This is a genomic window from Paenibacillus sp. PL91 (assembly GCF_012935325.2).
In the GTDB taxonomy this organism is placed as follows: domain Bacteria; phylum Bacillota; class Bacilli; order Paenibacillales; family Paenibacillaceae; genus Pristimantibacillus.
Map to the genome: position 1 here is coordinate 36,666 of NZ_JABBYG020000017.1, position 22,006 is coordinate 58,671.

At 50.0% G+C, this 22,006-nt stretch carries 20 protein-coding genes and 1 riboswitch; of the genes, 19 read left to right on the top strand and 1 reads right to left on the bottom strand.

The window, feature by feature from the left end:
• Positions 1 to 6 precede the first annotated feature (6 nt).
• The 19 genes from HI950_RS27605 to HI950_RS27695 all read left to right on the top strand — a co-directional run bounded on the left by HI950_RS27605 (position 7) and on the right by HI950_RS27695 (position 21,404).
• Positions 7 to 1,593 carry a helix-turn-helix domain-containing protein gene (locus tag HI950_RS27605; protein ID WP_169088625.1) on the top strand — a complete coding sequence of 529 codons (1,587 nt, stop codon included), beginning with the start codon at positions 7 to 9 and terminating at the stop codon, positions 1,591 to 1,593.
• Positions 1,594 to 1,710: 117 nt separating this feature from the next.
• Positions 1,711 to 3,099, top strand: coding sequence for an ABC transporter substrate-binding protein (locus HI950_RS27610; RefSeq protein WP_223285541.1), 1,389 nt, complete (start codon positions 1,711 to 1,713; stop codon positions 3,097 to 3,099).
• A 533-nt stretch (positions 3,100 to 3,632) separates the two neighbouring features.
• Positions 3,633 to 4,535, top strand: a complete 903-nt coding sequence (locus tag HI950_RS27615) for a carbohydrate ABC transporter permease (RefSeq protein WP_169088623.1) — start codon at positions 3,633 to 3,635, stop codon at positions 4,533 to 4,535.
• Positions 4,535 to 5,413 carry a carbohydrate ABC transporter permease gene (locus HI950_RS27620; RefSeq protein ID WP_169088621.1) on the top strand — a complete coding sequence of 293 codons (879 nt, stop codon included), beginning with the start codon at positions 4,535 to 4,537 and terminating at the stop codon, positions 5,411 to 5,413. Before HI950_RS27615 ends, HI950_RS27620 begins: the two co-directional genes overlap by 1 nt.
• A gap of 113 nt (positions 5,414 to 5,526) precedes the next feature.
• The gene (locus tag HI950_RS27625) at positions 5,527 to 6,597 is read left to right on the top strand and encodes a M24 family metallopeptidase (protein WP_169088619.1); all 1,071 of its coding nucleotides are present in this window, start codon (positions 5,527 to 5,529) and stop codon (positions 6,595 to 6,597) included.
• Between the two features lie 22 nt (positions 6,598 to 6,619).
• Positions 6,620 to 7,816, top strand: a complete 1,197-nt coding sequence (locus HI950_RS27630; protein WP_169088617.1) for an NAD(P)/FAD-dependent oxidoreductase — start codon at positions 6,620 to 6,622, stop codon at positions 7,814 to 7,816.
• Positions 7,813 to 8,814 (top strand): 4-hydroxyproline epimerase, encoded by a 1,002-nt coding sequence (locus tag HI950_RS27635; RefSeq protein WP_169088615.1) that lies wholly within the window; start codon positions 7,813 to 7,815, stop codon positions 8,812 to 8,814. Before HI950_RS27630 ends, HI950_RS27635 begins: the two co-directional genes overlap by 4 nt.
• Before the next feature lie 37 nt (positions 8,815 to 8,851).
• Positions 8,852 to 9,865 (top strand): proline racemase family protein, encoded by a 1,014-nt coding sequence (locus HI950_RS27640; protein WP_169088612.1) that lies wholly within the window; start codon positions 8,852 to 8,854, stop codon positions 9,863 to 9,865.
• A gap of 54 nt (positions 9,866 to 9,919) precedes the next feature.
• Positions 9,920 to 10,795, top strand: coding sequence for a dihydrodipicolinate synthase family protein (locus tag HI950_RS27645; protein WP_169088610.1), 876 nt, complete (start codon positions 9,920 to 9,922; stop codon positions 10,793 to 10,795).
• 46 nt (positions 10,796 to 10,841) lie between these two features.
• Positions 10,842 to 12,278 (top strand): aldehyde dehydrogenase family protein, encoded by a 1,437-nt coding sequence (locus HI950_RS27650; protein WP_169088700.1) that lies wholly within the window; start codon positions 10,842 to 10,844, stop codon positions 12,276 to 12,278.
• Positions 12,279 to 12,291: 13 nt separating this feature from the next.
• The gene (locus HI950_RS27655) at positions 12,292 to 12,564 is read left to right on the top strand and encodes a (2Fe-2S)-binding protein (protein ID WP_169088608.1); all 273 of its coding nucleotides are present in this window, start codon (positions 12,292 to 12,294) and stop codon (positions 12,562 to 12,564) included.
• Complete coding sequence (locus HI950_RS27660; RefSeq protein WP_169088606.1) at positions 12,565 to 12,894, top strand: (2Fe-2S)-binding protein; 330 nt, start codon at positions 12,565 to 12,567, stop codon at positions 12,892 to 12,894.
• On the top strand, positions 12,891 to 14,123 hold the full coding sequence (locus HI950_RS27665) for an NAD(P)/FAD-dependent oxidoreductase (protein WP_169088604.1): 1,233 nt from the start codon (positions 12,891 to 12,893) through the stop codon (positions 14,121 to 14,123). The genes HI950_RS27660 and HI950_RS27665 overlap by 4 nt, the downstream gene beginning before the upstream one ends.
• Before the next feature lie 7 nt (positions 14,124 to 14,130).
• Positions 14,131 to 15,621 carry an NAD-dependent malic enzyme gene (locus tag HI950_RS27670; protein ID WP_169088603.1) on the top strand — a complete coding sequence of 497 codons (1,491 nt, stop codon included), beginning with the start codon at positions 14,131 to 14,133 and terminating at the stop codon, positions 15,619 to 15,621.
• Positions 15,578 to 17,542: a glycoside hydrolase family 127 protein gene (locus HI950_RS27675; RefSeq protein WP_169088601.1), complete on the top strand. Its 1,965-nt coding sequence runs from the start codon at positions 15,578 to 15,580 to the stop codon at positions 17,540 to 17,542. Before HI950_RS27670 ends, HI950_RS27675 begins: the two co-directional genes overlap by 44 nt.
• A 201-nt stretch (positions 17,543 to 17,743) precedes the next feature.
• A complete protein-coding gene (locus tag HI950_RS27680; protein ID WP_169088698.1) occupies positions 17,744 to 18,832 on the top strand; it encodes a M24 family metallopeptidase in 1,089 nt (362 codons plus the stop codon).
• 79 nt (positions 18,833 to 18,911) lie between these two features.
• Entirely contained in the window at positions 18,912 to 19,592 is a 681-nt protein-coding gene (gene sdaAB / locus HI950_RS27685; RefSeq protein ID WP_169088599.1) for an L-serine ammonia-lyase, iron-sulfur-dependent subunit beta, read from the top strand.
• Entirely contained in the window at positions 19,589 to 20,500 is a 912-nt protein-coding gene (gene sdaAA / locus HI950_RS27690) for an L-serine ammonia-lyase, iron-sulfur-dependent, subunit alpha (RefSeq protein ID WP_169088597.1), read from the top strand. The genes sdaAB and sdaAA overlap by 4 nt, the downstream gene beginning before the upstream one ends.
• 370 nt (positions 20,501 to 20,870) lie before the next feature.
• Positions 20,871 to 21,404 carry a hypothetical protein gene (locus HI950_RS27695; RefSeq protein WP_169088595.1) on the top strand — a complete coding sequence of 178 codons (534 nt, stop codon included), beginning with the start codon at positions 20,871 to 20,873 and terminating at the stop codon, positions 21,402 to 21,404.
• A 150-nt stretch (positions 21,405 to 21,554) separates the two neighbouring features.
• A riboswitch (cyclic di-GMP riboswitch) is annotated at positions 21,555 to 21,646 on the top strand.
• Positions 21,647 to 21,736: 90 nt separating this feature from the next.
• Here the strand turns inward: HI950_RS27695 and HI950_RS27700 are convergent.
• The gene (locus HI950_RS27700) at positions 21,737 to 21,985 is read right to left on the bottom strand and encodes a type II toxin-antitoxin system HicB family antitoxin (RefSeq protein ID WP_169088593.1); all 249 of its coding nucleotides are present in this window, start codon (positions 21,983 to 21,985) and stop codon (positions 21,737 to 21,739) included.
• Between the last annotated feature and the right edge of the window lie 21 nt (positions 21,986 to 22,006).

Below are 22,006 nucleotides of genomic sequence, written 5' to 3' on the forward strand. Positions count from 1 at the left end.
TGATCAATGCTGAAGGCGATGATTGTCGATGACGAATATTATATCCGGGAAGGTTTGAAAAAATCGGATTTGTGGAACGAGTTAGCCATTGAAGTGGTAGGCGAAGCCGAGGACGGAACCACGGCATGGGCAATGTTTCAGGTGTGCCAGCCGGATATTTTGCTGCTTGATATTAATATTCCGGAGATGAATGGTATCGAATTGGCCAGAACGATCCGCAACGTTAACGAGGATGCGCAAATCATATTTTTAACCGGTTACGACGAGTTTCAATGGGTGAAAGAAGCGGTTGCTTTGCAGGCTTCCGATTATTTGCTGAAACCAGTTGTTCGCGAGGAGCTGCATAAAGCGTTGGTCAAAGCGAATGAAAGGGTGAAGAAATGGGAGGATAGCAATCAGTATGTTGAGCAGCTGCAGCGGCAGGTGCACAATTATAGCAAGGCCGCTCATGAACAATGGTTGATCGACCTTGTGCAGCAGCGACGTCCGCTTGCACATTGCCTCGATCAGCTGGCGTCTAGCGGCATCCATCTCAATCCTTCCGGTCATTACGCCGTGCTGTGCAGCGACATCGATGATTTTGTTTCGCTGAACGATGGGTTAACAGCCAAAGACCGTCAATTGTATCAATACGCCTATCGCAAGATTGCGGAGGAGGCGGTGGAATCGTATGAGCAAGTTAATACTTTCGGTGAAACGCCCGGAAGGGTCGTATTATTGATTGGCAGTGTCAAGGAGCAAAGCGTTTTACTTGATATCGCCAGCCGTCTGCGATCCGTGATCTCGCAGTATTTGAAGCTTTCGATAAGCATCGGCATCAGCAATCCGATCCAAGGCTTGGAGCATGTATACCAAGCGTATCATGAAGCGAGCGCGGCGATCGAATATAAGTCCATCGTTGGCGGAGGGCAAATTATTCCTTATTCGTCAATGGCCGTGACGATGACGCAGAACAGCCGATTGCTCGACAAAGAGCTATATTTGCTGAGCGAAATGCGCGCAGGCAACGAGGTAAACGTCATAAACATATTGCGGGAATGGTCGGAAAATTTGCGCACGATGCTTTGGAGCGATGTGAAGCTAGTAGCATCCCAGCTCGTGATGTTTGTTATTCGTCTGTTCAAGGAAGTCAAGTTGAAAAACCAAACGTTGCTGCACGCCAATCCGCTCGTCGATATGTCCAATTGCCGTACGAACGACGAAATGATTCGTTTTTTGACAAGTTATTTTACCGAAGTCGGCCGGGCTATTCGCTTATCGAAAGAAGTTCCATCATACCGAATGATCGAACAGGCGAAGGAATGGATTCGCGAGCATTTGTCGGAGGAACTGAGCCTGGTCAACCTTGCGGATTACTTGAATATGAGCCCTAAATATCTCAGCAACCGGTTCAAACAAGCGACGGGCGAGACGTTTGCTGATTTTTCCACACAAGTTCGTTTCGACCGCGCAAAGGAGTTGCTCGCCGATTCATCGCTGAGAATATTGGATGTCGCCACCATGGTAGGCTTCACGGACACGAACTATTTCAGCATGGCGTTTAAAAAAAATATCGGCATTACACCAACTGAATACCGAAAACGGTTTTTGTAACGGATCGAAAAAACAATTACCAAAACAAAGGATATGTGGACATATTCAATTGTTCGATGATACGCTTCCTAGCGATAATATAAGTGTACTTAAAAATGAACGAGGGGAGTTGTTTTCATGAACACGAAAAAATGGTGTATCATCGTCATGACACTCGTATTGACCTTCACGCTTGCGGCTTGCTCAGGTAGTGACGGCAGCAAGACAGACGGAGGAACAGGAACCAAGTCAACAGAAGGAGAATCGACAGAACCGCAAGAAACCGTGAAATTAAAATTTATGTTCTGGGGCAGCAACGAAGAGAAAAAAGCTATTGAAGGCATGGTAAAGTCGTTTAACCAGTCCCACCCAAATATTCAAGTATCCGCAGAGCACGTACCTGGTGATTATAATACAAAAATCAACACATTGATGGCATCCAATGAACTTCCGGACGTGGCCTATTTGACGGATTCATTGGCATCGAAATGGGGCTCCGAAGGGAAATTGCTTGACCTTACACCTTATGTAGAGGAGTCCGAGGAATTACAAAACCGATTGGCTGCATCGTACTATTACAGCGAGCCGGGCAAAGTTGTCGGTTATGCGACCGCAGCCGAAGTCATGGTTATTTATTACAACAAAGATTTGTTCACTGAAGCAGGCATTGACCTGCCTCCGGCCGAAGCAGATAAAGCATGGACCTGGGATCAATTCCTGGAGATCGCAAAAAAGCTGACTAAGGATAAAAACGGCAAGACGGCGGCCGACCCGGATTTCGATCCAAACAACATCGATCAATACGGCTTCTCCTTTGGCGCTGATCGTTCCACCTGGGGGCCGTTCATGGCGAGCAATGGAGCTGGAATCACCGATGAAACGGGCATGAAATATACGATGAACAGTCCGGAATCCGTTGAGGTTTTCCAGTCGTTGCAAGATTTGTTGTTCAAGTATCATGTCGCACCGGATTTGATCCAGCAAAAAAATATGCCGGATAACTATGTCCGTCTGCAAACCCGCAAAGTTGCGATGGTTATTGACGGAACATGGGCTCAGCTTGATATTTCCAAAGCAAAGCTGAATTACGGTATCGGTGTTCTACCGAAATTCAAAGAGCCAAAAACGACGTATATTGCCGGTGCAAGCGTTGTGTTCGCGAACACGAAGCATCAGAAGGAAGCGATGGAATTTTACAAATTTCACAACAACCCGGAGCAAGTGGATTTGTATAAAATCGGATTGTGGATGCCGGTAGAAACGAAATATTATACCGATCAAGCCGCGATCGATATGTGGACTGGTGACGTGCATCCGCCGGAATGGAAAACGGCTGCGATGGATTACGCGCTGAAATATTCAATTAAATCGCCTACGTCCAGTCTGAAAAATTGGCCGGAATTGAGTACAAAAATTACGCCGGCGCTAGAGATGATTTGGACGAACAAAAAAACGGCGAAAGAAGTGCTTGACGAGCTGGAGAAAGAAGTTCAACCGTTGCTGAAGGGGAAATATGCGGACAAGTAAATAAAAGCATCAACGTACAAGGGCAGGTCATACCCCTGTCAAGTATTAAACGATAAAAGACTCAAGCAGCGGCTGCTTCCCGAATCTCAATCGGGGAGCAGTCGTTTGATTTTTTTTGAGCGTTTTCATAATTTAGATGCTTCACACGGCAAAGGAGCGTTGTAATTGTTCCACCGTAAGGTTAACCAAGTCCTGATGATTGCGTCCAGAAAGATTCTTGTGCCACGATTTCGTTGTTAAACATTCTCCACCTTAATGAACGCTAAATCTTCCTCAATGTTAGAAAACGGGGTACGAGGCCTTCCTTTTCTCCACGCTGTTTTGCCAAAAAATCCTCTCCTGTCAACAACGTAAGTTCTTACAAACCGCCCCCTCGATGGTATTCCAAACGTCCGATATTGGCCAAACGAAAAAACGTACCTAAACAAAGAAGCTGTGGATTCATTCGATTGTTCCTGACAGTGCTTCCTGTGATAATTGTATTACGGCCTATATAACATAACAAATAACACGAAGGAAAGGGGGAGTCATAAATGCGCGCGAAATCATCGGGCATTTCCCGGATGGAACGAAACTGGGGCATTATTTTCGCGTTGCCACCGATATTGGGGCTCTTATGTTTTACGCTTTATCCTGTTGCCGCTTCATTTTTTTACAGCCTTACGAATTGGAGCATCGGTAGCGACTGGAAGATGGTAGGTTTTGATAACTATAAAACGCTTTTTACCGGAGACCCTCTGTTCATGAAGTCGTTGTACGCCACTTCCTATTATGCTTTAGGCAGCGTGCCGATCGGGCTGGTAGTCGCCTTTACGGTAGCGATGTTGTTGAACCAGAAGGTGAAGGGCTTGTCAATTTTCAGGACGATTTTTTATTTGCCGACGATAGTTCCGAGCATCGCAAATACGATTTTGTGGTTATGGATTTTCAACCCGGACTTCGGGCTGTTGAACTCGATGCTGATGTCGGTGGGATTGCCTACATCTCAATGGGTATATCAAGAATCTACGGCAATCCCGTCACTCATTATGATGAGCAGCTGGGGCGTAGGTAACACGATTCTCATTTTTCTGGCCGGCTTGCAGGGGGTTCCCTCTCACTTGTATGAGGCGGTTGAGGTTGACGGCGGAAGCCGATGGCACAAGTTCTGGCATATCACGCTTCCGTGCATGACGCCTACGATTTTCTTCAACTTAGTTATGTCGTTGATCGGTACTTTCCAAGCGTTTAATCAGGCGTATGTCATGACGGAAGGCGGGCCGAACAACTCGACTTTATTTTATGTGTATTATTTGTACCGAAAGGCATTTACGGAATCGAAAATCGGGTATGCCTCAGCATTGGCATGGGTTTTGTTCATTATCATTATGACCTTGACGTTAATTGTATTTAAATCGTCGAAGAGATGGGTTCATTATGAAGAGGGGGGAAGATAATGGCTGATTCCACCGTTGCTGTTCGAGTGAATAGTGCCTTGCGAACTGGCAAAAAAATATCGCCGGCCCGAATTTTGGTTTATTTGATTTTGATTTCAGGAAGCGCAGTAATGATTTTTCCGTTTCTGTGGCTGCTTCGCAGTTCTTTAATGGAAAACAGTCAAATATTCATTTTTCCGCCGCAATGGATTCCAGAGCCATTCATGTGGAGCAATTTTTCAGAAGCGCTGACGTCCGTTCCATTCGGGCAATATTTCATAAATACGATGACGATTGAATTGTTTACTGTTAGCGGGGTGTTGATTACAAGCATCATGTCGGCTTACAGCTTTGCCCGGTTGAAGTGGCCGGGAAGAGACTTCGTATTTGCGCTGCTACTGGGTTCGATGATGCTGCCATATGCGGTCACGTTGATTCCTACGTTTATGTTATGGAAAAGCATGGGGGCACTAGACTCGTTTGTTCCATTAACCGTTCCGGCATGGTTCGGGGGCGGCGCCTTCAATATTTTCTTGCTGCGGCAATTTTTTATGGGCATTCCGAAGGAGTTGGACGAAGCGGCCTATATGGACGGCGCAAGACCCTTTACGGTGCTATGGAGAGTTATCCTTCCGTTGGCGAAGCCGGCATTAATTGTTGTAGGAATCTTCTCGTTTATTGATGTGTGGAATGATTTCCTTGGACCGATCATTTATTTGAACAGCAATGAGAAATTTACGCTTGCGCTAGGACTTGCGACCTTCAAGGGCTTGTACAATGCGCAGTGGGGATTTTTGATGGCTGCTTCAGCAACGATCGTGGCTCCGATCCTATTACTGTTTTTTTTCGCGCAGCGGTATTTTATTGAGGGGATCACGCTTACGGGAATTAAGGGGTAAACCTCAATTGACAGTTAACTAAGTCGAATAATAATTTATTGTGTTAAATACAGGGAACAGAGATCGATATTGTTCAAGCGAGTTCAACTCAAGTGTGAGGAAGGTTGATTTCTATGGAAGCTTTGCGTCTTAAACGAGTCCGGGAGCAGCTTGATGGTTGTGGACTGGATGCACTATTTATTACAAATGCTTTTAACCGCAGGTATTTAACCGGTTTTACAGGTTCGGCGGGATATGTTCTCATTACGAAGGAAAAAGCGCTGCTGTTCACCGATTTTCGCTATTCCAGTCAAGCTGCCGAGCAAGCAAAGGCGTATGAAATCATTCAACATGCGATCAAGCCGTCCGAATCGATTTTAGAAGCGATTCAATCGCTTGGCGTGAAAAAGTTGGGTTTTGAGAAGAACAACGTCACATTTGCAGCTTATACGGGTTTCCAAGAGCAGTTTCCTGGCATCGAGCTCGTTCCAACCGAGAATATCGTCGAAAAGCTGCGCGGGATTAAGGATGAGAAGGAATTGGGCTACATTCGTAATGCCGTTAAAATTACCGAATTAGCGTTCGAACATATTTTGGGTATTTTGAAGCCGGGCATTTCCGAGCGAGACGTGTCTGCGGAGCTTGAATATTTTATGCGCAAAAATGGAGCAACTTCTTCAGCATATTCGACGATCGTAGCATCCGGTGAAAGGTCAGCTTTACCGCATGGCTTGGCGAGCGATAAGCTGCTGGCTGCAAATGAATTCGTTACGCTCGATTTTGGCTCAAGCTATGAAGGGTATTGCTCTGACTTGACTCGTACCGTCTTTATCGGTAAGCCGACTGATAATCATAAAGAGATTTACCGTATTGTGTTGGAAGCGAACCTCGCGACGCTCGCAGGGTTGAAACCCGGCATGTCTGGCAAAGACGGCGACTCGCTCGCCAGAGATATTATCGCAGGCTACGGCTATGGAGTATTTTTTGGTCACGGTCTCGGTCATGCGTTCGGTCTCGAAATTCATGAGCCAATGCGGTTGTCGCAGCAAAGCGAAGATATTTTGCAGCCTGGCATGGTGATGACGGTCGAACCAGGCATATACATTCCAGGCTTCGGTGGCGTTCGAATCGAAGATGATTTTGTCGTTACCGAAACAGGCATTGAAGTGCTGATGAAGTCGAACAAAGAACTTATCGTTCTGTAATAGGAAAGAAGTGGTATAAACGATGAATTCGGATTCGGCAGAGGTTGTTATTATTGGCGGAGGTATCATCGGGATGGCGATCGCTTATTACACAGCAAAGCTTGGTATGGACGTCGTTGTTGTGGAAAGGGGAGAGGTCGCGGGAGGAACGTCATCGAAATGTGACGGCAACATCTTGGCGATCGATAAAGATCCCGGCTTTGACAGTCAAATGTCTTTGAAATCGCAGGAACTGATCACCGAATTGGTGCATGAGCTCGACGAGGAATTTGAGTATCGAGCGCCGGGAAGCATACTCGTCTGCGAAAGCGATGAAGAGATGATTGCCGCGGAGCGATGGGTAGCTCGCCAGAAGGAAGCGGGACTTCCGTTCCGCATGCTCGATCGCCAAGATTTACGCGATGAGTGGCCGTATATGGCCGACGATTTGCTTGGCGGTTTGGAATGCGCTACTGACTCGACGGTGAATCCGGTATTGCTCACTTATTCGCTTGCTTCTACGATGCGCCGCCTTGGTGCCCGTATTCTAATGAATACATCGGTCACGGCCGTATTACTGGACGAGCAGCGGAAGGTACGGGGCGTGGAAACCACGAACGGCACGATCAAAACGAACACCGTCATCAACGCAGCGGGCGTATGGTCGAAGGTGATCGGGCAAATGGTCGGCATCGATATTCCGATTGAACCGCGCAAAGGCCATATTCTCGTTGCGTCACGAACGGCCAATATCGGGAAGCGGAAAGTGATGGAGTTCGGTTATTTGATCAGCAAGTTCGGAGGCAAGCGGAAGGTTGATCCGGAGTTTGAGAAATACGGTATCGCGCTTGTATTTGAACCGACAGCCTCGCAAAACTTTCTGATCGGCTCTAGCCGCCAGTTTGTCGGTATGGACGCACGCGTCGACCAGCAAGTTATCCGATTGATCGCTAAACGGGCGATACGCTTTTTCCCGGTCATCGAGCATATTCCGATGCTACGGACCTATGCCGGTTTGCGCCCGTGGACGCCGGATCATTTGCCGATTGTTTCGCAGATCGACGAAATTCCCGGGTTTTATGTGGCGGCCGGTCATGAAGGCGATGGGATCAGCCTAGCTGCCGTCACGGGCAAAGTGATCAGCGAAATGCTATGCGGTGCGCCGACGTGCATCCCGACCGAGCCTTTACGACACGACCGTTTCCGCAACGGGCGCATCCATCAGGAGGTACTCATATGAAGGTTTTCAAAATGGTGACGACGATCGATACGCATACGGGCGGCAATCCGACCCGTACGGTAACCAGTGGCGCGCCAACGTTATTCGGCAACACGATGACGGAAAAGATGGTGTACATGTCGGAGCATCACGACGATTTCCGGCGGGCATTAATGTTCGAGCCGCGAGGGCATGAGGTAATGTCGGGCTGCATCCTTACCGACCCGTGTGATCCAACGGCCGATATCGGTGTCGTGTTCATCGAAACCGGCGGTTACTTGCCGATGTGTGGACACGATACGATCGGAGTTTGCACCGCTTTGATCGAAGCCGGAATATATCCGAAGGATAAAAAAGTGCTGCGGCTCGATACGCCGGCCGGTCTCGTGGAGGCGAACCTGGACATTGAGAATGGTAAAGTGAAGCAGGTTACGTTTACGAATATTCCTTCGTTTTTGTACCGGAAGGACGTGACGGTTCAAATTGACGGTTTAGGCGAGTTAATGCTCGACATTGCCTATGGCGGTAATTTTTACGGCTTAATCGACGCTCGTCCGCTGAATTTGCCGTTGATGCCGAACCGTGCTTCGGACATTATCCGTCTTGCTATCAAAATTCGTGACGCCGTTAATACCCAAGTCGAAGTCGTGCATCCGGAAATTCCGGCGATCCGCGGCTTGACACATGTAGAGTTCTACAGCGATCCGGTATCTCAGCAGGCGCACTGCCGGAACGCAGTTGTCGTGCCTCCGGGCGGGATCGACCGTTCGCCTTGCGGCACCGGAACATCGGCCAAGGTTGCCGCCTTGTACACGAAGGGAGAGCTGGCGATGAACGAGGAGTTTGTGCACGAAAGCATCGTCGGTTCGATGTTCCATGCGAAGGTGTTGGAGGAAACCAAGGTAGGCGGCTTGTCAGCAGTCATTCCGCAAATATCCGGCTCCGCATGGATAACCGGATTCCATCAGTTCGTTTTTCATGAGAAAGACGCACTGAACAACGGATTTTTCCTGCTCTGACGCTGACAATGTTAGCTTAACCCTGGGAGGTGAAAATATGGAAATCAACAAATGGTTTGCGGCAATCGATACGCATTCCGGCGGCGAGCCGCTCCGAGTCATAACCGGTGGTTTGCCGCAAATGGAAGGAGCTACGCAGCAAGCTAGAGCGGATTATTTCATCCGGAACTTCGATTCGGTTCGCCGGGTTCTAATGGCAGAGCCTCGCGGGCACCACGGCATGACCGGTGCGATTGTTACAACGCCCGCGAGTGAAGACGCCCATTTCGGCTTGTTGTTCATGAACAATGAAGGGCTTGCCCCTGTAAGTGGACATGGCGTCATCGCCGCCGTCACCGCATGGATCGAAACCGGGCAGCTGCTGCCTGACGAAGCTGATCAAGGTATTCGCATCGACTGTCCGGCAGGACGCATTACGGCTTACACCGATTGCGAAGGGTCGGAAGTGAAGTCGGTTTCGTTCGACAACGTACCGAGCTTCGTCTACGAGCTGGATGTCCCGATTTCGCTGCAAGGCCTTGAGTTTACGGTGGATGTCGCTTTCAGCGGCGCGTTTTATGCCATCGTCGACGCAAAGGCGCTGGGTGGCATCAAGCTTACGGAAAGCGCGCTGCCGGATTTGCAGGCATGGGGCGGTGAGATTCGTCGGGCTGTCGAATCGCAGCTCACCGTCGTTCACCCGAAGCTAGCCGATATAACGGGTATTCACGGTGTCGTTATTTGCGATGCGGACGACGTGCATCAGCATGGTTCCGACTATCGCAATGTGACGGTATTCGCCGGCGAACAGTTTGACCGGTCGCCTGGCGGAGCGGGCGCATGTGCGCATATGGCTGTGCTGATGCGACGCGGTGAGCTTCGGCTCGGCAAAGAAGTTGTGTACGAAGGGATTGCCGGTTCGCAAGCGATTGGTAGAACGATGGAAGAATTGACGTTTGGCAGCTATAAAGCGATCCTTCCCCGGTTGACTGGAAATGCCTATATTCTGGGGCTGATGAATTTTGTGGTCGACCCGAGCGATCCGCTGTCCGATGGTTTTGTTTTGCGCTAGTATTCATGACTTACATTCATTATTCACATTAACTTTTGAGAGGGGAAATTTTCAATGGCACGTTTTGAAGGCGTTTATGTGGCAATCGTTACACCTTTTACATCATCTTATGAGGTAGATTACAAACGTTTGACGGAGCTTTGCGATTGGCTGATCAATCAAGGCGTTAACGGTCTCGTACCGACTGGCTCTCTTGGAGAATATGCGACCATGTCGAACGAAGAGCGCGCGAAAGTGGTTGAAACGGTTATCGCAGCTTCTGCAGGTCGTGTGCCGGTTGTTGTCGGTTCCGCATCACCTTCGACGGAGCAAGCGGTCGCTTGGGTTCGCCACGCGAAAGAATCGGGCGCTGCAGGCGTTATGGCGCTTCCGCCGATCAACTACAAGCCGCTTGAGCATGAAGTCATCGCGCATTATGAAGCGCTGAACACGGTCGGACTGCCGATAATCGCTTACAACAATCCGCACGACTACAAAGTCGATTTGACGCCGGACTTGCTTGCCAAGCTGTCGAAGCTCAAAAACGTCGTTGCCGTGAAAGAATTTTCTGGCGATATCCGCCGCGTACACGAAATTTTAGCCAATACGGATCTTGAAGTGATGATCGGCGTTGATGATTTGGCGATGGAAGGACCGCTGTTCGGCGCAACGGGCTGGATCTCCGGCGTACCGAACGCATTGCCTAAGGAAGGTGTCGAGTTGTTCAACCTGGCGAGACAAGGCAAGGTGAAGGAAGCCTCCGAGTTGTACCGTCACCTGCTGCCGTTGTTCCACTACGATGCAAGCGCGCAGCTTGTACAATCGATCAAATATATGATGGAGCTTGCCGATTTCCCGGTTGGTCCTACGCGTCCGCCAAGATTGCCGTTGCCTGAAGCCGAGTACCAAGCGATCAAAAAAGCTTTCGAGTATGCTGTCGATCGCAAATAAGTCAAAATGAACGATATCGGCAACATACGGGGAGGTACGTGATATGGTGAACAGTCAAAACTGGATCGGAGGAGAATGGATTACTCCGAATGCAGGTGAAATTGTAATCAAAAACCCTTCGAACGTGCAGGAGGACGTCGGCGTGCTGCATTTGTCCGACGCATCCCACGTCATCCAGGCGGATCAGGCGGCGCGCATTGCGTTCGCCTCCTGGTCCCGCTTGACCGGAGCGGCAAGAGCGGAATATTTGTATAAAATGGCTGCGGCTTTGGAAGCACGTCTCGTTGAGGTTGCTACGTTGGCGAGCATGGAAATGGGCAAACCGATTACGGAAATGCGCGGCGAAGTGATGCGCGGCGTGAACTTGCTCCGTTATTACGCAGCCGAAGGCGTCCGTGCTAACGGCAGCGTCATCCCATCCAACGAAGCAAACGTCCTGCAATACACGAAAAGAGTGCCACTAGGCGTTGTCGGGATCATCACGCCGTGGAATTTCCCGGTGGCCATCCCGATCTGGAAAATCGCGCCGGCGCTCATTTGCGGCAACACCGTCATTTGGAAGCCTGCGGAGTTCGCTTCACTGACGGCGAGCAGGCTGGTTGAAATTTTCGCTTCCGCTGATTTGCCTGCCGGCGTACTGAACCTTGTCATCGGCAAAGGCAGCCAAATCGGCGACGTCCTGCTGGAGCAAATTCTGTTAAACGCCGTCAGCTTTACCGGCTCTACGTCAACCGGAACGCGCATTGCGGAAATTTGCGCACGCCGCAACATCAAATACCAAACCGAGATGGGCGGCAAAAATGCGGCTATCGTGCTGAACGACGCTAATCTTGATAAAACAATACCGTTGATCATCAGCGGCGCGTTCCGTTCCGCCGGTCAGAAATGTACGGCAACAAGCAGGATTATTGTTGAAAACGGCATTTACGAGCCATTCGTCGATGCGCTGAAAAAAGCCGTTTCGGCGATCAAGCTTGCACCGTCGCTTGACCCTGCTGCTTATCTAGGGCCGGTTGCGTCGGCAAGCCAGCATAAAACCGTTATGTCCTACGTGACGATGGCTCGTGAGCAAGCGGAGATTGTTGTCGAAGGGCCGTCTCCTGCGGAAGCGAATGAAGGGCACTACATCCGTCCGCTCGTCGCAGCGGGCGTAGACACGGATCATCCGCTCATCCAAGAAGAAATTTTCGGACCGGTCGCCGCATTGCTGAAGGCAAGCGATTTTGAAGAAACGATCGCCTTGTGCAATCGGACTATATTCGGCTTAAGTGCCTCTCTGTTTACGCAAAATCTCGTTCATGCGCATCGTTTTCTCGATGAGGCGCAAGCGGGCATGGTTCGCGTCAATCAGGAAACGGCCGGCGTCGAATATCAGGCACCGTTCGGCGGAATGAAGCTGTCCAGCTCGCATACGCGCGAGCAAGGACAAGCGGCATTGGACTTTTATACCGAAATTAAAACTTGCGCAGTTAGCTACGCTTAAGAAGGGCGAGCCTATGAAACCGTCATCCTTGATCATTTGCCGTTGCGAAGAAGTGACGATTGAACAATTGGAACAGGCCTATCAGACGGGAAGCTGCACTTCGCGTCAATTAAAAATGAAAACGCGGGCGTCGATGGGGGCTTGCCAAGGCCGAGTATGCAGGCAGCTGTTGGAGGCATGGGTTCACGACAAAAAAACAGATTCGCCGCGCGACGCGGAATTGTTATCGTACCGTCCTCCAATCCGGCCGGTTACCTTTGGCCAGTTAGCAAAGGATGAATCGTAAATGGAACGGATACAAGACCATCCCATATTGGGCAGAAAAACGATGAGGGAGCCCATTTCCTTCATATTCAACGGGAAGCCGATGGCCGGCTATCGCGGAGAGCCGATTGCTGCGGCTTTGTTAGCGGCAGGCGTTTGGACATTGCGGAAGCACGAGGAATCGGGCAACTCGCGCGGGTTGTACTGCGCCATCGGACATTGTATGGAGTGCCGTCTAAGCGTGCAAGGAAAGGGCATCGTTCGCTCCTGCCTCACGCCGCTTGAAGACGGTATGAAAGTATTCGAGGGACAGCAACTACCAAACGAAATTACCGGGAGGCTACTTCCATGAAGTCAAAACGGCAGCAATCGGATTTGATTATTGTGGGTGCCGGCCCGGCAGGCTTGTCGGCGGCAACCGCTGCCGCCGAAAATGGCTTGAGCGTGACCGTCATCGATGAATTTCCGGAGCCAGGCGGCCGTATGCTAGGACAATTCCACGAGGAGCGTGGGCATTGGTGGGTCGGCAAGCGGATCGCCGATGAACTGATTGAGAAAAACCGGGCGCAAGGCGTATTGATCCGCTGCGGCGTATCGGTTTACGGCATGCTGAAGGTCGATGACATGTGGGAGGTGTCCACCTCGCATGGCACGATGTTGGCGCCGCGTGTGCTGCTTGCAACCGGCGCGGCGGAAATCCCAATGCCTGCAAACGGCTGGACCCTGCCCGGAGTCATGTCGATCGGAGCTGCACAGGTGATGACGAACGTCCATTATGTCAAACCGGGCAAACGCGGGATCATTGTCGGTGTGAATGTACTGGCGATGGCGATCGCCCGCGAGCTGTCGGTCAGCGGCGTGTCGCTCGCCAGCATTGTGCTGCCGCCGGGCGGACCGTTCGCCGGCAAAGCGGCTCTTCCAAAAGAGAATTTGCAGCTGCTGATGAGCTTGTCGCATCTCGCTCCATCGCCAATCCTTCGCTTCGGTGGCAAAATCGCCAATGCGCTCGGTTTGGCGGGCATTGTGTCCAGCTTGTTTCCGCGCAGCGGCATTAAATTGTGGGACATTCCGCTGAAGCTGCGTACGAAGGTAGTTTCAATAAACGGCACCGACCGCGTCGAGTCGGTAACGCTCGCCGACGTTAACGGGCAAGGCGAGATCATTGCCGGCAGCGAACGGGAAGAAGCCGTCGACTTCGTTGCCTTGGCGGGAGGATTGTATCCTTTGGCGGAGTTGGCATCGATTGCCGGCTGTCCATTCATTTATACGCCGGAGCTCGGCGGTCATTTGCCGCTGCATAGTGAGCAGATGAAAACGCCGGTCGAAGGACTTTATGTGGCCGGCAACATTACCGGCGTGGAAAGCGCGCTCGTTGCGATGGCGCAAGGCCAGCTGGCAGCAACGTCGATTTGCAGCGATGCGGGTATTTTCGACCATAATGGCGAGAGCAAAGTGGCCGCTGCGATCGAGGAAGTGCACCGCGTTCGTGCCTCGGCTTTGATTCAGTTCCACCCGGGCATTCCGGAAGCGCGGCGAAAAATATACCGGATGTGGCAAGAAACCTTTGGAGCTGGAGTGTGATGAAGAAATGGCAGTTCAAGCAGGCAGCAACACTAACATCATTATGCGCCTGGAAACGGATAAGCAAAAAATCACGTTCGGGCAAATCGTTACGGCGATTGGCGACTCTGGCGGCGATATCGTCGCCGTAGATGTAAGCCGCGCCGGCAAACTAAAGACAATTTACGATATTACGGTGACAATTGATCCGGCATTTTCCGCGCGTATTGTTGCACGTCTCGATGATCTGGAAGGCATCAAAGTTATCAACGTTTCGGATCAAACAATGCTGCTGCACCTTGGCGGAAAAATCGAAGTAACCCCCAAATTGCGGATCAAAAACCGCGATGACCTATCGCGCGTTTATACGCCGGGCGTCGCAAGGGTCAGCATGGCGATTCATGACGACCCATCTCGCGCGTATTCGTTGACGATCAAAAGAAATACGGTTGCCGTTGTCTCCGACGGCACTGCTGTTCTTGGACTAGGTAATATTGGGCCGCTTGCGGCAATGCCGGTCATGGAAGGCAAAGCAATGCTGTTCAAACAGCTGGCCGATGTCGATGCGTTTCCGATATGCCTCGACACGCAGGATACAGAAGAAATTATTGAAACAATCAAACGGATCGCACCCGCTTTCGGCGGTATCAATCTGGAGGATATATCCTCGCCGCGCTGCTTTGAAATCGAACGCAGGTTGATTGAGGAACTCGATATTCCAGTGTTTCATGACGATCAACACGGAACGGCCGTTGTTCTGCTGGCTGGTTTATACAATGCGGTTAAGCTTGTAGGCAAGCGGCTCGAACATTGCAAGGTGGTGTTGTGCGGCGTCGGGGCAGCGGGAAATGCCTGCACGAAAATTTTGCTATCCGCGGGCGTAACCGACATAATTGGCGTCGACCGCTGCGGCGCGTTGGTGCGGGGGCAATCGTACGATAACGAAGCGTGGACATGGTATGCAGAACATACGAATCCGAATATGGAGACGGGAACGTTATCCGATGTCATTCATGGCGCGGACATTTTTATCGGCGTATCCGGTCCGGGCCTATTGAAAGTAGACGATGTAAAGAATATGGCTCCTGATCCGATCGTATTTGCAATGGCCAACCCGAATCCGGAAATTCTTCCGGAAGAAGTGGAAGGCATCGTGCGTGTTATGGCGACCGGCCGATCGGATTATCCGAACCAGATTAACAACGTTTTATGCTTTCCCGGCTTGTTCCGGGGCGTGTTCGATTGCCGAGCGTCGCGCGTGACCGAGTCGATGAAGCTGGCGGCGGCGAAAGCGATCGCTTCGGTCGTCAACGATCATGAGCTGAATGAGAACTTTATTATCCCAAGCATATTTAATCAGCACGTCGTCGAAAAGGTGCGGGAAGCCGTGATCGAAGCAGCTTACGAGTCAAAGGTAGCGCGACGTCGGGATATCCGCAACGTGGAACTTTTACAAGGGAAAGGATTTGAACAAAATGGAAAAGCTGAAGAACTTATCGTACAAGGCAGTACAAATTGATGATCCTTTCTGGACTAAATATATGCATTTGGTGCGGGATGAGGTAATCCCTTATCAATGGGATGCGTTGAATGACCGTATCGAAGAAGCTGCCCCGAGCCATGCGATCCAAAATTTCCGCATCGCTGCTGGCGAAGCAGAGGGAGACTTTTACGGGTATATTTTTCAGGACAGCGATGTAGCCAAATGGCTGGAAGCCGTCGCATACAGCTTGGCGTCGTTTCCCAATTCTGAGCTGGAGAAGCTGGCCGACTTAACGATCGACTTGTTGGGCAGAGCACAACAGTCTGATGGCTACCTGAATACGCATTTTACGATCAAATATCCGGATCAACGTTGGCTCAACGAACGTGACAATCACGAAACGTATTGCGCCGGCCATTTGATCGAAGCGGCAGTCGCCTATTACGAAACGACGGGCAAAATCAAACTGCTCGACATCGCGTGCAAGCTCGCTGATCATATCGATTCCATATACGGCGAAGGGGAAGGCAAGCTTCTCGGTTATCCAGGCCATCAGGAAATCGAGCTTGCTTTGATGCGACTGTATGAAGCGACAGGCGTCGAGCGTTACTTGAAGCTGAGCCACTTTTTTATTAACGAGCGCGGCCAGGAGCCGCATTATTTCAAGCTGGAAGCGGAAAAACGGGCGGAACGATTCGGTCGGGAATCGCTGCTCAAAGAAGGCTATTACAACTTATACAAAAATAACTATGAATACAATCAATCGCATTTGCCCGTGCGCGAGCAGTTGCATGCGACAGGCCACGCCGTTCGCGCCGTTTACATGTATGCCGGTATGGTGGACGTGGCGGCGGCAACGCAGGATCAATCGTTAATCGACGCCTGCAAGCGACTTTGGGACAACGTCACGCAAAGACAAATGTACATTACGGGGGGCATCGGATCGAACCACGACGGCGAAGCGTTTTCTTTCGATTACGATTTGCCGAACGATACGGCGTATACGGAAACGTGCGCAGCGATCGGGCTTGTATTTTGGGCGCATCGGATGCTGCACCTTGATCCTGACGGCAAATATGCCGATGTCATCGAACGCGCGTTGTATAACGGCACGATCAGCGGCATGTCATTGGATGGCAAAAGCTTCTTTTACGTCAATCCGCTGGAAGTATGGCCGGATGCGTGCAAGCGGCCAGATAAAATGCACGTGGAGCCTGTCCGGAAAAAATGGTTCGGCTGCGCTTGTTGCCCACCGAATATCGCCCGGCTTATTGCCTCGCTCGGACAGTACATTTATTCTCAAAGCGAGCAAACGGTATATGTTCATCAATTCATCGGCAGTGAAACGAAGCTTGTAGTAGCCGGGCGTTCCGTCCTGTTATCGCAACAAACGAATTTCCCTTGGGATGAAACGATCGAGCTTTCCGTTAACCCGGATCAGCCAGGTGAATTTACGGTAGCCGTCCGCATTCCGGGCTGGTGCGAAAGCGCATCAGTCCATGTGAACGGACAAGCGGTTTTAGTAGAAGCCGTACTGCATAAAGGCTACGCCGCAATCAAACGTGAATGGAAGGCCGGGGATGTCGTGCGGATCGTCCTGCCGATGCCGATTGAGCGCATTTATGCAAACCCGAACGTGCGTGTGAATGCGGGCAAGGTGGCGCTGCAGCGCGGTCCGGTCGTATATTGTCTGGAGCAAGCCGATAATGGCACGATTTTGCCGGATATTTCGTTGCCGGAACATGCCTCGCTCGACGCTCAATTCGAACCGGGCTTTTTGGGCGGCGTTACAGTCATTACCGGCGAAGCGTTACGCGGTGAGTTGTCCGGTTGGGACGCGACGTTGTATGCGGCCAAGAAACGAAGTGAGCGTTCCTTCACGATTAAAGCCATACCGTATTTCGCTTGGGCAAACCGCGGCGCGGGCGAAATGCAGGTTTGGATCAGGGAGCATTAATCCGGCAGTGCAACCGCTCCGGTTTGGTCAAAATTTTTTACTCAGGGAAGCCGTTTCAGACGGCTTCCTCATTGCATTCCTGAATCGACAGTAAAATTTGATTTGCCAGAAAACACGAGGAGAAGAACAAATGAAAAAACAACTGCTCGAGTTCACCACATTGAAGATCAACACTTTTAATGTAGAAAGGATTGATTAAAGCTGATTAACGAACGATTGAAAAAGCTTTACGCCTTTATGGTGCAGTTGAATTTAGATGCCGTACTTATCACGCAGCCTAAGCATATTTATTATTTAAGTGGTTTTTCCTCTGAACCGCACGAGCGGTTTCTCGGTCTAATATTACCGAAAGGGGAGGAGCCGTTTTTGCTCGTGCCGGCATTAGATATAGAAGCGGCAAAGGCGGAATCGACAGTTTCGCAAGTATATACGCATACTGACACGGAAAATCCATATGAGGTACTGAAACGATGTTTGCAAAGAACGGTATCCAGATTGGGCATCGAAAAAAATCATTTGACGTTGCAGCGGTACGAAACGTTATCAGAGACGCTTGAAGCCGAACAATTTGTCGACGTAGAAGCGCCGTTAACCAATATGCGTGCGATTAAATCCGCCGACGAAATCGCCCGGCTTAAAAATGCCGCGCGCCTTGTTGAGCAGGTACTTCGCGATGGATTAAAGCATGTTAAGGCTGGCGTCACGGAAATGGATATCGCTGCTGAATTGGAATATGCAATGAAAAAGGCAGGGGTCAGCCCGGCGTTTTCGACGACGGTGCTGTCCGGCGAAAAATCGGCGCTGCCGCATGGAGCTACCGGAAATCGTCCAATCAAACGCGGCGACATGCTGTTGTTCGATATGGGGGTTGCCGCCGACGGATACCTCTCCGACATAACACGGACGTTTGCTGTTGGGGATGTCGACGATAAGCTAATAGAAATATACGAAACGGTGCTTGAGGCGAATCTTCAAGGTATCTCCGCTGTTTGTCCGGGCGCCGTTTTGGGCGAAGTAGATCACGCTGCGCGGCAATGCATCGCAAGTCGGGGCTACGGCGAGTATTTTACACATCGGGTAGGTCATGGCCTTGGCATCGAGGTGCACGAGTATCCTTCAGTTCACGGTGACAACCGCGACCTGCTGCGCGAAGGTATGGTCATTACGATTGAGCCTGGCATTTATTTGCCGGGCATCGGCGGCGTCCGAATTGAAGATGATGTTCTAGTCACATCAACCGGCGCTGAATTGTTGACGACATTCCCTAAGCATCTTACAGTAATAAGTTGAGCCAAGGCGCTTCGATTGATGCTAAAGCTGAGAAGAAAATTCTCTCATCTTGATTGTTATAGAAGGTAGTGAATGCGATATGCGCTTCAAAGACGTCTTTAGCATTATTGGGCCGGGGATGATCGGACCGTCCAGTTCGCATACCGCGGGCGCCGTCCGATTTGGCAGAGTTGCGCGCGAGCTGTTCGGCATTCAGCCGAAGCAAGCCGATGTCGTGTTCTACGGATCTTTGGCGGCAACCTATCGCGGACACGGAACGGATATGGCCGTGACCGCGGGGTTGCTCCGGTTCGATACGGATGACGAACGGATTCCGGAATCGCTGAATCTGGCCGATGCGCTGGGAATGAAGGTGACATTCCAGACCATTAGCGGTCCTGCCGTTCATCCGAATACATTAACAGTGACTCTCCATTCGGGACGCATGCGCTTCCATATGATGGGGTGCTCTATCGGAGGTGGAAATATTGAAGTGGTGGAAGTAAACGGGTTCGATCTCAAATTTACCGCCAATTATCCGACCCTGATCGTTTACCACGAAGATCGACCTGGCGTGCTGGCGGATGTCACACGATTACTGAGCGATGCAGGGATCAATATCGGTTATATGGATGTCGACCGTAAAGCCAGGCTCGGGCAAGCGGCAACCGTCATTGAGATGGATGGCACAATACAGGATGACCTGCTGAAGAAGGTCAAACGACTGGTGAATGTCACCGGCTTTAGTGACATCGATTTGAACGGCGGTGTTCCGAAATGAGATTTAGCAATTTAAAAGAATTGGCGCTGCTCTGCGCGGAAGAAGGAAAGCCGATCTACCGCATTATGCTGGAGGATCAGGCACAGGAATCCGGACGGACGGCGGAGCAGGAATGGGACAAAATGAAACAGTATTACGGCATTATGAAGGAAGCCGTAACGAAAGGGATTTCTTCGGAGAAGACCTCGCGCAGTGGTCTGACTGGCGGAGACGCGAAACGAGTTCATGAATATACCCGTCAGCAAGACGCATCGCTAGAGCCATTAGCAGGACTCGCGATGGCCTATGCGCTCGCGGTATCAGAAGTGAACGCCTCCATGGGCCGCATTGTGGCCACGCCGACCGCCGGATCTTGCGGTGTCATTCCCGGAGTATTCGTCAGCAGCCAGGAGCGATTCGGCTGGACGGATGATCGTATGGTAAACGGACTGTTCTGTGCCGGAGCTATCGGTTATATCATCGCGAACAATTCTTTCATTTCCGGAGCGGAAGGAGGCTGCCAAGCTGAAATCGGCTCCGCAATCGGTATGGCGGCGGGTGCCCTGGTGGAGCTGAAAGGCGGGACTCCGGCACAGGCGGTTCATGCGGTCGGACTTGCGATGAAAAACACGCTTGGTCTGATCTGCGATCCGGTAGGGGGTTTGGTGGAAATTCCTTGTATCGTCCGCAATGGATTTGGGGCAGTGAATGCGCTCGCGGCCGCCGACATGGCGCTTGCAGGCGTAAGTAGCATCATTCCTCCGGACGAGGTCATCCAAGTGATGCTTGAAGTCGGGAGTGCGATGCCGGATATTCACCGTGAGACGGCAAGAGGCGGATTGGCGCAAACGCCAACCGGTCAACAAATCATCAAACAACTGGCCAATGACCGTAAGAAGTCCCGTTCTGGATCGAAGGAGAAGGAGTAGAATCAAGACTAAGGCTGCCAATCAAGATCTCTTTCTGTTGTTAAAGCTATCGAACACGAGCAGATCGATCTCGGAATCCAGAGCGTATCTTTGAGGAAGCGGAAACTTCAGGTGGGTTTCCTGAAGCTGGCTATACTCCCATGGCCGTTGATTTGAACCAAACAAAACATGGAAGGAATTCGAACGTTTACTCCAGGAAGCGCGAAACTCAAAGAGAGATAATGATGAAGTGACCTCTAGTTAACTTACACGGAATCTGGTATACTATACAAATAATCATAAAAATGACCGGCGGAAGCACCGCCCAAAAACAGGGAGAAATCCCTTTTTTGGGCGGTGCTTTTTTGTTTCCGGGCAGAAGGGAAACATAATGATGATATATGTAGAGAGATTTTCAGGAGCTGCTGAAGTGGTATGGATGAATATAAAAGCCAGAACTGGCAAGTACCCTTTGCTAATTGATTCTGCAGTTGAGGTCAGTTGCAATGAGTTTGAAACAGAAACACGACCAAACTACACTATATTCTCATGGTTGGGACATTCTGGGGTGAAGGCATATGCTTTATTAGCTTTGACGAGCAATGATAATAATCAAAATGCTGAAGCAATACTGCTCGAAGGAGATCACTGGGGGATCAGGATCATTATTCAGGAGGCGAACAATCTTGCAATGGGTGTGTTCCCAGAAGCGAGTTTGCGGGACCGGAGGTCTATTGTAATAGAAATTTGCAAACGGGTCCACGACCAACTGCAATTACTAGATTCAAAACAAACAGAAGTGATTTCTAATGGGGAAGTAAAGCTTACAATGACGATCAATATTTACAATGCATTATTGGATATAGAGTACATTGAGGATGTTATGGGTTTTTGGGATGAGATGAAGCGCTCGACAATGATGTAGAAGACTATAGGCTGGTATTTAGACAATGTTAGGATTGTTAATCAAACCCCAAATGTATTATTTGTATCATTTCTGAAACAACTATAAATACAAATGTGTACTAATATTAGTACACAAATGTGAGCATTATGCTATAATATGCAAGAAACTTAATAATAAAGGCAAACTTGTTGAAAAATAAGGACGCAAAGCTAAGGGTCTAAAGTTCTCGTCGTGTGAACTAAGATAGCCTAGTTACAAGAGAAACTGGGCTATCTCTATTTAGAGATAGCTTTTTTTCATAAAAAAACGCTCCCTGTCTACCAGGGGAGCGTGATTTATTAGTAATTATACTACTGCTTGAAGACTATCATTTTTTTCACTAATGCAGGTTCAATATCGACTTCAACGGAAACCACTTTAGAGGAAAATGTAGATTTTGATGGGTTTTTTATTATTTCCATAGTAATGAGCTCTGTTGCTAGAGCCAAGGTTTCTTCTTCTGTATCCCCAACTGCACTTAAACGTAAAGCGGGCACGTAAGCGCAGTAATTATTAGATGCGTAATCAGCTTCAATCAATACGATAAATTGGTTCTTCATGAAATATTCCTCCTGGTAGCT

Coding starts and splice junctions, on each gene's coding strand:
- HI950_RS27645 (WP_169088610.1), top strand. CDS start 9,920: ATGGCACGTTTTGAAGGCGTTTATGTGGCAATCGTTACACCTTTTACA.
- sdaAA (WP_169088597.1), top strand. CDS start 19,589: ATGAGATTTAGCAATTTAAAAGAATTGGCGCTGCTCTGCGCGGAAGAA.
- HI950_RS27610 (WP_223285541.1), top strand. CDS start 1,711: ATGAACACGAAAAAATGGTGTATCATCGTCATGACACTCGTATTGACC.
- HI950_RS27620 (WP_169088621.1), top strand. CDS start 4,535: ATGGCTGATTCCACCGTTGCTGTTCGAGTGAATAGTGCCTTGCGAACT.
- HI950_RS27630 (WP_169088617.1), top strand. CDS start 6,620: ATGAATTCGGATTCGGCAGAGGTTGTTATTATTGGCGGAGGTATCATC.
- HI950_RS27695 (WP_169088595.1), top strand. CDS start 20,871: ATGATGATATATGTAGAGAGATTTTCAGGAGCTGCTGAAGTGGTATGG.
- HI950_RS27665 (WP_169088604.1), top strand. CDS start 12,891: ATGAAGTCAAAACGGCAGCAATCGGATTTGATTATTGTGGGTGCCGGC.
- HI950_RS27625 (WP_169088619.1), top strand. CDS start 5,527: ATGGAAGCTTTGCGTCTTAAACGAGTCCGGGAGCAGCTTGATGGTTGT.
- HI950_RS27675 (WP_169088601.1), top strand. CDS start 15,578: ATGGAAAAGCTGAAGAACTTATCGTACAAGGCAGTACAAATTGATGAT.
- HI950_RS27615 (WP_169088623.1), top strand. CDS start 3,633: ATGCGCGCGAAATCATCGGGCATTTCCCGGATGGAACGAAACTGGGGC.
- HI950_RS27700 (WP_169088593.1), bottom strand. CDS start 21,985: ATGAAGAACCAATTTATCGTATTGATTGAAGCTGATTACGCATCTAAT.
- HI950_RS27655 (WP_169088608.1), top strand. CDS start 12,292: ATGAAACCGTCATCCTTGATCATTTGCCGTTGCGAAGAAGTGACGATT.
- HI950_RS27660 (WP_169088606.1), top strand. CDS start 12,565: ATGGAACGGATACAAGACCATCCCATATTGGGCAGAAAAACGATGAGG.
- HI950_RS27670 (WP_169088603.1), top strand. CDS start 14,131: ATGGCAGTTCAAGCAGGCAGCAACACTAACATCATTATGCGCCTGGAA.
- HI950_RS27635 (WP_169088615.1), top strand. CDS start 7,813: ATGAAGGTTTTCAAAATGGTGACGACGATCGATACGCATACGGGCGGC.
- HI950_RS27605 (WP_169088625.1), top strand. CDS start 7: ATGCTGAAGGCGATGATTGTCGATGACGAATATTATATCCGGGAAGGT.
- sdaAB (WP_169088599.1), top strand. CDS start 18,912: ATGCGCTTCAAAGACGTCTTTAGCATTATTGGGCCGGGGATGATCGGA.
- HI950_RS27640 (WP_169088612.1), top strand. CDS start 8,852: ATGGAAATCAACAAATGGTTTGCGGCAATCGATACGCATTCCGGCGGC.